This window comes from Plantibacter sp. Mn2098 (assembly GCF_049319745.1).
Classification (GTDB): domain Bacteria; phylum Actinomycetota; class Actinomycetes; order Actinomycetales; family Microbacteriaceae; genus Plantibacter.
Genome location: NZ_JBMOUH010000002.1, coordinates 198,228 through 209,769, shown reverse-complemented (window position 1 = coordinate 209,769; position 11,542 = coordinate 198,228). Strand labels below are relative to the sequence as shown.

Sequence of the window (11,542 nt, the reverse complement as noted above, 5' to 3'; positions counted from 1 at the left end):
CGCCGGATCTCGGAGACGGCAGTACACTCGGCAACACGCGCAGGCGACGCACCGATCCGACCCGAGATCATCGACGTGTGCGGGGGACAGCGAAGGACGACGACGTGAGCGAGCCACACAACCGGTCATCGGCACCGGACACCGCACCGGCAGGGTCTGCGGCATCCGCGGACAGCCGCCGTCCACCGGCATGGGTCATCATCGTCGGCGCCTTGGTCGCAGCGGTCCTCGCGGTCGGCATCATCGTCGGCGTCACCGGGACGGGTCTCGGCACCGGGGTGAAGAACCCGCCGCCCGTCATCGGCACCCCCGTCGCGAGCCCGCCGGTGACCGATCCGGCCGAGGCGTTGCCCGTGCGTGACCCGGTGAAACCGGACGCGCCCGTCGAGATCGTCCCAGGGGTGACGGTCTCACTCAGCCCGTTCGAAGCCGTCGAAGGTGAGGCGAAGGTCCCCGGGGAGATCGCAGGGCCCTCCATCCGGTTCACGGTCACGATCGACAACGGGTCGAAAGACGTCGCCGATCTCACCCAGACGGTCGTCAACGTCACCTACGGCGACGGCCAGACCCCGGCGCTGCCGCTCACGGAGCCCGGGTCCAAGGCGTTCCCCGCGAGCGTCGCCGCCGGCGAGCAGGCGAGCGGCACCTTCGTGTACACGGTCCCGAAGGACCAGCGCGGTGTGGTGACGGTGACCGTCGACTACCTCGCAGGAGTCCCGGCCGCGGTCTTCACGGGCTCGGCCGAGGGCTGACAAACAGCCCGGACATCGTGCTCTCGATGCACTGACGCGTCCCGCGAATCGGACCTGTTTTGGGGGTCTGTTGCCCCTTCCAGTGGGGACGACGGCCGCTCTATGCTTCGGATGCGGGGGCACGCCTGTACCTCTCCGGTCATCACGGATCCGAAGCGTGGCGACGGTATGGAACGGCTGCACGGCGGCTCTCGCAACCCGAAACCCGCCTCCCAGCGAAACCCGAGAACCCGTGTCCAGATTGTTGCGATCCCAGAAGCGGACGAGCGCCACGACGCCGTCACGCACCCTCCACGCACGTCAGCCGTTCGCGCTGGTCCTGATCGGGGCGCTCTTCGCCGCGTTCATCACCACGGTCGGCCTGGCTCAACCCGCGCTCGCCGATACCGTGCCCCAGGGGGCAGGCGAGCCGTCGACGGTGTCGGCCGACGCCCTCCCGACCGTGCAGATCGACGGTGTCGTCTGGTCGCAGGTCGTCTCGGGCAACACGGTCTACGTCGCAGGCAACTTCACCAACGCGCGCCCGGCCGGCAACGCGCCCGGCGTCGGCAACGTGGCCAGGACCTATCTCCTCGCGTACAACCTGACGACCGGCGTCCTCATCAACTCCTTCGCACCGACGATCAACGCGCAGGTCAAGAACCTCGCGGTATCGCCGGACGGGACGAAGCTCTACGCGGTCGGCAACTTCACCACGGTCAACGGGCAGAACCGGTACCGGATCGCCGCATTCGACACAGCGACGGGCAACCTCACGTCGTTCGCCCCCACGCTCAACTACATCGGCTTCAGTGTCGCCGCAACCAACACCACGGTGTACGTCGGCGGCGGATTCACCAACGCGAACGGCGCGGCCCGCATCGGCGCCGCAGCGTTCTCGGCATCCAACGGCGGGCTCCTGCCCTGGGCTCCGAACGCCCCAGGCGGTCCGATCCGCGGCCTCGTCATCTCGCCCGACCAATCGAAGATCGTCATCGGCGGCGCATTCACGAGCGTCAACGGCAGCTCGAACCCCGGGTACGGCTTGGCAGCGGTGGACGCCACCGCAGGCGCGCTCCTGCCGTGGAACGTCAACAACCTGATCCGCAACGGCGGCGATGAGGCAGCCATCTACTCGCTCGCCTCCGACGGCGACAGCGTCTACGGTTCCGGCTACGTCTACGGCAGCGGAGGCAACCTCGAAGGCGCCTTCCGCGCCGGCTGGGCCAACGGCGACATGAACTGGGTCGAGGACTGCCACGGCGACACGTACTCCGTCGCACCGCAGGGGGACTCCGTCTACGTGGCCGGGCACCCGCACTACTGCGGCAACATCGGTGGATTCCCGCAGACGAACCCGTGGACCTTCCACAACGCCATCGCGTTCTCCAAGCAGGCCACCGGCACGGCGACCACCGACCCGATGGGCTACTACAACTTCGCAGGCAACCCCACCCCCACGCTCCTCAACTGGTTCCCGGACTTCACGCCCGGATCGTTCACCGGAGCGAACCAGGGTCCGTGGAGCGTCGCCGCGAACAGCCAGTACGTCGTCTACGGCGGCGAGTTCACGCAGGTGAACAACAAGGCGCAGCAGGGCCTCGTCCGCTTCGCGGTCAAGCCCATCGCCCCCAACCTCGAAGGTCCGATGGTGAAGGGCGGCGACTACAAGATCAACGTCGTGTCGCTCGCGGCCGGGACGGTGCGCGTCGCCTGGAAGACGAATCACGACCGTGACAACGAACTGCTGAAGTACGAGCTCATCCGCAACAACCAGACGGGTTCGCCGATCTACACCAAGAGCGTGCGATCGACGTTCTGGAAGATCAGCAACCTCAGCTACACCGACTCAGGGCTCACCCCTGGCCAGACCTACAACTACCGGGTGAAGGTCACCGATCCGCTCGGGAACTCCACCATCAGCGACAACGTGCCGGTGACCGTGGCTGCGACCGGATCGACGTCGCCGTACTCGCAGGCCGTGCTGGCTTCCAACCCGACCTCCTACTGGCCGCTCGGCGAAGCGAGCGGGACCACCGCGTACGACTGGGCGACGGGCGACGACCTGACCCTGACCGCGAACACCACCCGCGGAACCGCTGGAGCCATCATCGGCTCTCCCGCAACGTCGACCACGTTCGCCGGCACCTCGAACAGCGGGGCATCGACGACGACACCGCAGGCTGGGCCGAACACGTTCACCGCAGAGACGTGGATCAAGACGACCACAACGAGCGGTGGCAAGATCCTCGGATTCGGCAACGCGACCACCGGCAACTCCGGCAGCTACGACCGCATGATCTACATGACGAACGACGGCCGGCTCGAGTTCGGCGTCTACCCGGGCGGCACCCGGACGGTGTCCTCGACGACGTCGTTCAACGACGGTTCGTGGCACCACGTCGTCGCGACGCTCGGCAGCAACGGCATGCAGCTGTTCGTCGACGGGAAGAAGATCTCCGCGAGAACGGACGTCACGAACGGCCAGGACTACACGGGCTACTGGCGGATCGGCGGCGACAACCTGAGTGGTTGGCCGGACAGCCCGTCGAGCTTCGCCTTCGCAGGGGCGATCGACGACACGGCGATCTACCCGACTGTCCTCAGCCGTGACGACATCATCGCCCACTACGTCGCGTCCGGTCGCGTCTCGCCGATCCCGGCAGCGCCTGCCGACGCATACGGCGCCTCCGTCTACAACCTCGACCCGACCGCATACTGGCGGCTCAACGAGACCAGCGGATCCGCTGCGGCCGACGCCGGGAAGAACGGCAACCCGGGCGTCTACACCTCCAATGTCGTCCAGGGCGGATCCGGTGCACTCGTCGGCGTCGTCGGCGACAAGGCTCCGACGTTCGGTCAGAACGGCGCAGGCGTCGCGAGCAGCACGACGTTCAACAACCCGACGTCGTACGCACTCGAAGCCTGGTTCAAGACCACGACCCACTCCGGCGGGAAGATCGTCGGGTTCGGCTCCAACCAGACAGGCACGTCGAGCAGCTACGACCGCCACATCTACATGGAGAACGACGGGCGACTGACGTTCGGCACGTACACGGGCCAGACGAACACGATCTCCTCGAGCGGCACGTTCAACGACGGCGCCTGGCACCAGGTCGTCGCGATGCAGTCCAGCGGCGGTATGAAGCTGTACGTCGACGGCGTGCTCCAGGGCACCAACCCGCAGACGAGCGCGCAGAACTACACCGGCTACTGGCGAGTGGGCGGCGACACCACCTGGGGCGGCACGGCGTCGACCTTCACCGGCAAGATCGACGAGGTCGCGATCTACAGCGCACCGTTGACCGACGCTCAGGTGCAGCAGCACTACTCGCTCGGCAAGGGCCAGGTGCCGAACGTCGCACCGACAGCAGGCTTCACGATCACGAACACCGATCTGACGGGTCACTTCGATGCGTCGAGTTCCGTCGACTCGGACGGCACCATCGCGTCCTACGCCTGGGACTTCGGCGACGGATCGACGGGCACCGGCATCACAGCGGACCACGCCTACGCAGCAGGCGGCACGTACACCGTCACGCTCACGGTGACGGACAACCAGGGAGCGACCGGGACCTTGCAGCACCCGATCACGGTCGTTGCGCCCAACGTGCTTCCGACAGCATCGTTCACGGCAACACCGATGAACCTCAGCGTCCAGTTCGACGCTTCGGCCTCGGTCGACTCTGACGGGACGATCGCGTCCTACGCCTGGGACTTCGGCGACGGCGCAACGGGGACAGGGGTCAACCCGGTCCACGTCTACGCGACGGCCGGCACCTTCCCGGTCGCGCTGACGGTCACGGACAACCGTGGAGGCATCGGACAGGTCACGCACCAGGTCGTGACGACCGTCCCGGTCAACACGCCTCCGGTCGCGGCGTTCACGCCGACGGCCAGCGGACTGACCCTCACGGTCGACGCTTCGGCATCGAGCGATGCGGAAGGACCGATCGCGTCGTACGCCTGGAACTTCGGTGACGGAGGAACCGGCAGCGGAGTGACCGCCGCGCACAACTACGCGGCATCCGGAACCTACGCGGTCGTCCTGACGGTCACCGACGGCGGCGGAGCCTCGACGAGCCTCAGCCAGAACGTCACCGTCACCGCGCCGCCCGCCGCGACGATCCAGGCGAAGGACACCTTCGCCAGGTCGGTCGCGAACGGCTGGGGGACCGCCGACGTCGGTGGCCCGTGGGCGGTCGACACCGCATCCGCATACTCCGTCGCGAGCGGCAGTGGACTCATCTCCACGCCGGTCGGCGTGACCAGGACGGTCAAGCTCAGTCCGACGCCGGCGACCGACACCGAGGTGCAGGCGAGGGTGTCGTTCGACAAGTCCTCGACGGGCGGCGGCAACTACGCGTCGATCATGGGTCGTGTCGTGGGTGCGGACAACTACGCAGCCCGCGTCTGGATCCGTAACAACCAGGGTGTCCAGTTGCAGCTCATGAACGGCAACACGACGCTCAAGGCCGCCAACATCGACGGGCTCACCTACCTGCCTGGCACACAGTTGCAGGTGCGGTTCCAAGCGGTCGGGACCTCTCCGACGCAGCTCAAGGCGAAGGTCTGGGCCATCGGTTCGACCGAGCCTGCCGCGTGGCAGCTCACGGCGACCGACACGCAGGCCTCCCTGCAGGTCGCCGGAACGATCATGCTCCGGTCCTACATCTCGGGGACGTCGACCGACGGAACCGTCGTGACCCGATTCGGCAACCTGCTGGCACAGCCGTCCTCGACCGCGACGACGCCGCCGGCGAACGTGCCCCCGACGGCCGCATTCGTGCAGTCAGCGGCCGGACTCACGCTCTCGGTGGACGGTTCCACCTCGAGTGATCCGGAAGGCCCCATCGCCTCCTACGTGTGGGACTTCGGTGACGGCGCGACGGCTGCCGGCGCGACGGCGACGCACACCTACGCGGCAGCTGGCGCCTACACGGTGAAGCTGACCGTGACGGACGGCGCCGGTGCGACCGGGACGGCGACGAAGACGGCGACGGTCACGGCCCCGCCGCCCAACGTGCCGCCGACCTCGGTGTTCACGGCATCCGCGAGCGACCTGGCGGTCTCGGTCGACGCATCCGGTTCTGCAGACTCCGACGGGACGATCGCTTCGTACGCCTGGGACTTCGGGGACGGGGCGACCGGAACGGGTGTGACGGCTTCGCACACCTACGCTGCAGCCGGGCCGTACACGATCACGCTCACGGTGACCGACAACGTCGGCGCAGCGACGGCTTCGACGCAGCAGATCACGGTCACGGCCCCCGTCACGCCTCCCGTGACACCGCCGGCGACGGTCATCGCCGGTGACGCGTTCGAGCGGACCGCGGCGAACGGCTGGGGGCCCGCCGACGTCGGCGGCGCCTGGACGCCGACGGCAAGTCCGTCGTCGTTCTCCGTCTCCGGAGGCAAGGGCGTTGTCACCGCTCCGGTCGGCCAGACCCGGGCCGCCCTCCTGAACGGCATCAGCGTCACCGATGCCGACGTACAGGCGACGCTGTCCTTCGACCAGGGGCCGACCGGCGGCGGGAACTACGCCTCGGTCATCGGTCGCCAGGTCGGCTCCGCAAGCTATGCGGCGCGGATCTGGATCCGGTCGAACAGCGGTGTCCAACTGCAGCTCATGCAGGGCGGGACGACGCTCAAGGCGGTCAACATCGATGGGATCACCTACACCCCGGGGCAGGCGCTGCACGTCCGGCTGCAGGTCAAGGGCGTCTCACCGACGACGGTTCAGGCCAAGGTCTGGGCAGACGGCGGCACCGAACCGACCGCCTGGCAGCTGACGACGACCGATGCAACCGCTGCGTTGCAGGTCGCCGGGGCGGTCGGACTCGGCAACTACGTCTCCGGCACGGCGACCAACGGACCGATCACCGTCCGGTTCGACGACTTCTCGGTCAAGCCGTCCGCCTGATCGGACAGTGCAACGCTTCGGCCCGCCGCCCTTCCCTGGGCGGCGGGCCGAACTGCGTTCCAGGGTGTCGCTCCGCCCAGGCCGCGGCCTCGCGCGCCGAAGCGCCGGCACGCCCTTCCGGGCGCCGCACGGTGGAACGGACGCTCAGCGGCCTCTGGAGGCTGCACGCGACAGCCTGAGGCCGTCCCGCACGCCGGCGAAGCCAGCACGGAGCGGAGCCGTGCTCGTGAGCAGTTGTCGACGCCCGCCCTGGAGCAACACGCCCCACGCCACGGGGATCGCGGACCTCCGCCAGCGTCTCACGTCTGCCGGAGACAGGTGACGGGCGGCGAAGACCAGCCTGTTCCTGATGTTGAAGTAGTAGTAGGTCGACGATTTCGCCCGGGCCGAGGCGGCATCGGAACGGTCGTGCGTTCCGCCTTCGTCGTGGATGGCGGTGGCGTCCTCGACGCGTTCCAGGGCACCGCCCGACGCGACGACTCGATGGGAGAGGTCGACGTCCTCCCAATACAGGAAGTAGTCGTCGAGGAACCCGCCGACACGTTCCCAGAGCTCGACGCTGAGCAGCAGGCAGGCACCCGTGAGCCAGGGCTCGATCTCCGCACCCGGGAAGTCCGCTCGTCGTTTGCGGGACCGGATGCGGCCGTCGGACAGGTAGAGGTCCGCTCCGTCGAACCACACGGTCCCGTCTGGACGGAGGATGCGCGGCGCGAACAGCGTGAGCGGTGCCGCGACGGCGCGAACCGCGAGCCGTTCGATGGACTCCGGGGAGATGGACGCGTCGGGGTTGAGCAGGAGGATCAGGTCGAGACCGGCCTCCATCGCCGCAGCGACGCCCAGGTTCATCCCCGCCCCGAACCCGAGGTTCGCCTCCGGCAGGACGCTGAGCCAGCCGTTCGCAGCGGCCAGGGCCGTCACCTCGGTCCGGGCGGCGTCGGTGGAGAAATTGTCGACGACCACGACCGTGATCTCCGGCGCCGACACCTGCAACGGCGCGAGGTTCGCCCTGAGCAGCGCCGGGGATCCGTAGTTCACCACGATCACGGCCGTGCGCGAGAGCAGCGTCACGAGCCCACACCGAATCTCGACGGAGCCTGCGCACGTCGACCGTGTTCGTGCACGTCCTGCGCTGGAGCAGGAGCCTGCTTCGTTGTCTTCAGCACGAGGGCGAGGCCGAGGAACAGCATAAGCGACGGCACCGAGCTGTAGATCGGGCTGAACAGCAGATCCCAGCAGGTGCGCACGCCGAGGTAGATGACGATCGCGCTGCCGGTGCGGTGGGCGATGCCGTGGCCGAGGCCGTAGATCGTGAGCCACGCGATGAGCGCTGCGAGGGCCAGACCGACGAGCCCGAACCGGACCCACAGGTCGCCCGTGATCGAATGCACCTCGAAGCCCAGACCGAACATGAAGTTCTCGACGTACCCGTTGTTCGGGTCGTAGCCGATCGAGGCCATGCCGCTCTTAGCTACTAGCACGTCGTTGAGGGAGGCGAGCGTCCCGCTCCCGTAGCCGATCGGTTGATGCGCGAACAGCGCAGCCGTCGCGGCCAGCTCAGGTCGTCCACCGAGGAGGATCGATCCGGACTGGTCGAGCTGCGAGATCGTCCGCTGCTGGGTCGCCTCGCCGAAGAGCCCGTCCAGGAGGAGCGCCTGTCCGACGTTGAACACGACCGCGGCGGCGATCCCGATGCCGATGATGACGCGTGCGGTCGACGCGCGCCTCGTCGACCGGGAGGAGCGCATCTGCCAGGCGATGAGGAATCCGGTGAGCAGCAGGATGGCGAAGAGGGAACGCGAGTCGTTCAGGACGGAGACGATCGCGAGGGCGCCGACGACCAGGAGTTCCACCCAGCGACGTCGCGTCGAGAGGGCGAGCCCCAGGGCGATCACGGTGAGCGGCATCGAGTACTCGAACTTCCACGGGTTCTGGTTGTAGCTCATGCCGCCCGGGCCGTCGATGATCGCCCGGACGAACAGGCCCACCCCGTAGATCATTGCGATCTGCGCCGGTGTGAGCACGGTCCGGGTCCACAGGATCGCGCCGATCGACACCGCCGGTCCGAGGATCACGATCGACTGCGCGATCAGGATGCCCTGGCTGGTCATGTGGTTCTCCGCCACGGCCTGGGTGAGCCAGATGCCGGACGCCGCAGCGCCGAACGTCAACGCGATGAGCCATCCGGCCCCTCGGTATCGCCGAACCTGCGCGGCCCAGAGGGGCAGGAGCAGGATCGCGAGACCGAAGCCGACGGTGAAGCCCTGCCACACCTGGATGCGCATGCCGAGGATCAGCAGGAACAGGGCGGCGACGATGGTGTGCGCCGTCGCCATACGTGCCGAAGCGGGGCGCTCCAGCGGCGCTTCGGGTTCGAGTCGTTCGATCGTGGAGGAATGCTCAACTCGTCGCATCGACGTCCGCCTCCTCCCGCGCGAGCGCCCGCCGTTTCGCGAGGTCGCGCTGAACGTACCAGAGGTTCGGGACGACCTGGCAGATCGCGACGGAGACGGCGGAGCCGATGATGGGGCCGGCCGCGCCGAACACCGGGATCAACAGCCAGGACAGGCCCAGGTTGAGCGGAACCATGCACAGGATGGGGAGCACCTGGAACTGCAGTCCCCGCTGGTCCGTCATGTACATGCCGACGGGGTACTTCGCGGCCTGCAGCGCGACGAACACGATGTAGGGGATGAGGATCGGGAAGCCGAGTGTGATCTTGCCACCGGAGACGAAGCCGGCGATCCACGGCGAGATGAGCGCGAGGATGAGCGCGAGCGCGAGACCGCCGCCGAGGAACCACAGCGTCGGCACGAGCGGTGATTCGACCCGTTTCGCCGATCTGGCCTTCGCATAGATGGGCCAGAGGGCGAGGCCGGCGGCGCCGATCGTCTGGATCACGAGCCCGAACAGCTGGGTGGCGAGGTTGTACTGTGCGAGTTCCGGACCGTCCGTGAGGTGGCTGAGGAGCAGCCGGTCGGTCTGCATGGCGATCGGCAGTGCGATCATCTGGACGACCATCGGCCACGCGAGCGCGAACGCCGGCACACCAGGCGCGCTGCGAAGCCTCGGGACCTCTTTCATCGCCAGCCAGACCTGCGGTCGGATGGATCGGGCCGACAGCCACAGGCACACGGCGGCGACGATGCCGCTCGCGACGTAGGACAGCACCGAGACGTACGGGCCGGCATCGACGTCCGCGACGACGAACAGCCAGACCCCGAGGAAGATGACGGGCGCCGCGATGGCCTGCGTTGCGACCTGCGTGCTGGTCTTGCCGACGCCGATGAGGATGCGCTGGCCGACGGTGAGCGGCAGTACGAAGCCGAACGTGGCGAGGCAGAGGAATGCCGCGATGCTCCCGCCGTCCGGCATGAGACCGTTGCCGAGGATCGCCGGCCACAGCCCGAGGACGGTGATGAGGACCGCGACGAGCATGATGATCGCGCCGGAGACCGTGAGGATGCGGAAGGCGGTGACGATCGACCGCCTGACCTGGAGGTCCCGCTTGGGGTCGTCGGAGCCGGCGATCGCGTTGATGACGACGGCGGCGATGCCGAGGTCCGCGAACGGCAGCAGGGCGGGGATGCTCGTGAGCAGTCCGTACTGGGCGTAGGCGGGGGCGCCGAAGTGTTCGATGATCATGCGGCTCGTGAAGATGCCGAGGATGCCCGACAGCCCCATCACGACGATCTTCGCAACGGCCGTCTGACTGACTGACGCCCAGATGCCGCCCGTGCGTCTGCGGCTCATCGGGCACCGGCCGTCGTGGCGAACATGCGCGCGTCCGCCGCGAGGCGTCCGTCGGTGTCCGGGAGATCGTCGAGCACGTCCTGCGATCTGGTCGTGCTCGCGAGCGTTGTGCCGATGGCGTCCGCGAGCTCCTGGGCGCTGAGGTCGGGGTCGACGACGGTGTGCCCGTGGTCGGCGAGCCAAGCGGCGATCCCGGTCTCGCTCGTGGTGACGACGAGGCAACCCGAGGCGAGGGCCTCGACGATGGGCAGACCGACCTGCTCCCGCCATGCGGGTCGCGGCTGCGACGGCAGGACCAGCACGCGGCTCCCGGCGAGGACGTCGAAGATCACCGATCGGGCCGGATCGATGTGCACCGTCACGCTCGGGTCCGCCGCTGCGAGCGTCGTCGCGAGCGGTTCGAGGGCGCCCGTCCCGAGGATCACCAGTCGCGCTCCCGGGTGAGCGGCCGCGAGGAGGGGCCATGCCTCGGCGAGGAGCGGGAACCCCTTGCGGTCGCTGAGCGCACCGAGGAACACGACCTGGTGCTGGTCTCGCTCGACACCGGTCCTGGACGGGAACGGCGCCGGGAGGGCTTCGACGACCGCTGCGTCGAGCCCCGGGCGTGAGGAGAGCGCGCTCTCGTAGAGCGACTTCGCGCCGTGCGTGCCGTACACGATGCGGTCGAGTCGCCGCCAGACGCGTTCGGCGCACCATCGTTGCACCCGGCGCTTTGCACGGGAGCGGAGTCGTGCGGGTCGGAACCCGGACGGGTCGAGGTTCTCGATCGCGTAGGAGACGACGAGGGGGCGCGTTCCGCCGAACAGCGTGCCGGCGCCGAGCGACCAGAGCGTCAGCAGCGTCGCGGGTGCCGCAGACAGTTGGAGGGGTTCGTTCACCTCGATCGTGGTCACGCCGGAGCGTGCGAGCAGACGTGCTGCGGCGACGGGGCCGGCCTTGACGAGTTCGACCTCCGGCGCGACGGACGGATCGAAATCGTAGCGTTCGGTCCGGTAGACGATGCTCGCGGGCGCGAGCTCACGGGCGCGCTCGAGATGAGCGGTCCTGATCACTTCGTACAGCCGCACCCTCTGGTGGGTGAGGCGTGCGGTGGATGACATCGTTCGGGTTCCCTCTGGCGTTTGGGTTGCATTGGGGC

At 68.3% G+C, this 11,542-nt stretch carries 6 protein-coding genes; 2 read left to right on the top strand and 4 right to left on the bottom strand.

Annotation, left to right across the window (positions count from 1 at the left end; genetic code table 11):
* The first annotated feature begins 104 nt into the window (after nt 1-104).
* Together ACL9RL_RS03760 and ACL9RL_RS03755 are read left to right on the top strand one after the other, a co-directional pair.
* Nucleotides 105-752, top strand: a complete 648-nt coding sequence (locus ACL9RL_RS03760) for a hypothetical protein (RefSeq protein WP_422778875.1) — start codon at nt 105-107, stop codon at nt 750-752.
* Between the two features lie 232 nt (nt 753-984).
* On the top strand, nt 985-6,654 hold the full coding sequence (locus ACL9RL_RS03755) for a PKD domain-containing protein (RefSeq protein WP_422778874.1): 5,670 nt from the start codon (nt 985-987) through the stop codon (nt 6,652-6,654).
* Between the two features lie 144 nt (nt 6,655-6,798).
* Here the strand turns inward: ACL9RL_RS03755 and ACL9RL_RS03750 are convergent, their stop codons facing one another.
* Genes ACL9RL_RS03750 through ACL9RL_RS03735 form a run of 4 tightly spaced genes read right to left on the bottom strand, consistent with a single transcriptional unit; the run spans nt 6,799 to nt 11,504 of the window.
* Nucleotides 6,799-7,722: a glycosyltransferase family 2 protein gene (locus ACL9RL_RS03750; RefSeq protein ID WP_422778873.1), complete on the bottom strand. Its 924-nt coding sequence runs from the start codon at nt 7,720-7,722 to the stop codon at nt 6,799-6,801.
* Entirely contained in the window at nt 7,719-9,065 is a 1,347-nt protein-coding gene (locus tag ACL9RL_RS03745) for a hypothetical protein (RefSeq protein ID WP_422778872.1), read from the bottom strand. Before ACL9RL_RS03745 ends, ACL9RL_RS03750 begins: the two co-directional genes overlap by 4 nt.
* Nucleotides 9,052-10,404, bottom strand: coding sequence for a lipopolysaccharide biosynthesis protein (locus ACL9RL_RS03740; protein ID WP_422778871.1), 1,353 nt, complete (start codon nt 10,402-10,404; stop codon nt 9,052-9,054). The genes ACL9RL_RS03745 and ACL9RL_RS03740 overlap by 14 nt, the downstream gene beginning before the upstream one ends.
* The gene (locus tag ACL9RL_RS03735) at nt 10,401-11,504 is read right to left on the bottom strand and encodes a glycosyltransferase family 4 protein (RefSeq protein WP_422778870.1); all 1,104 of its coding nucleotides are present in this window, start codon (nt 11,502-11,504) and stop codon (nt 10,401-10,403) included. Before ACL9RL_RS03735 ends, ACL9RL_RS03740 begins: the two co-directional genes overlap by 4 nt.
* Nucleotides 11,505-11,542: the final 38 nt, after the last annotated feature.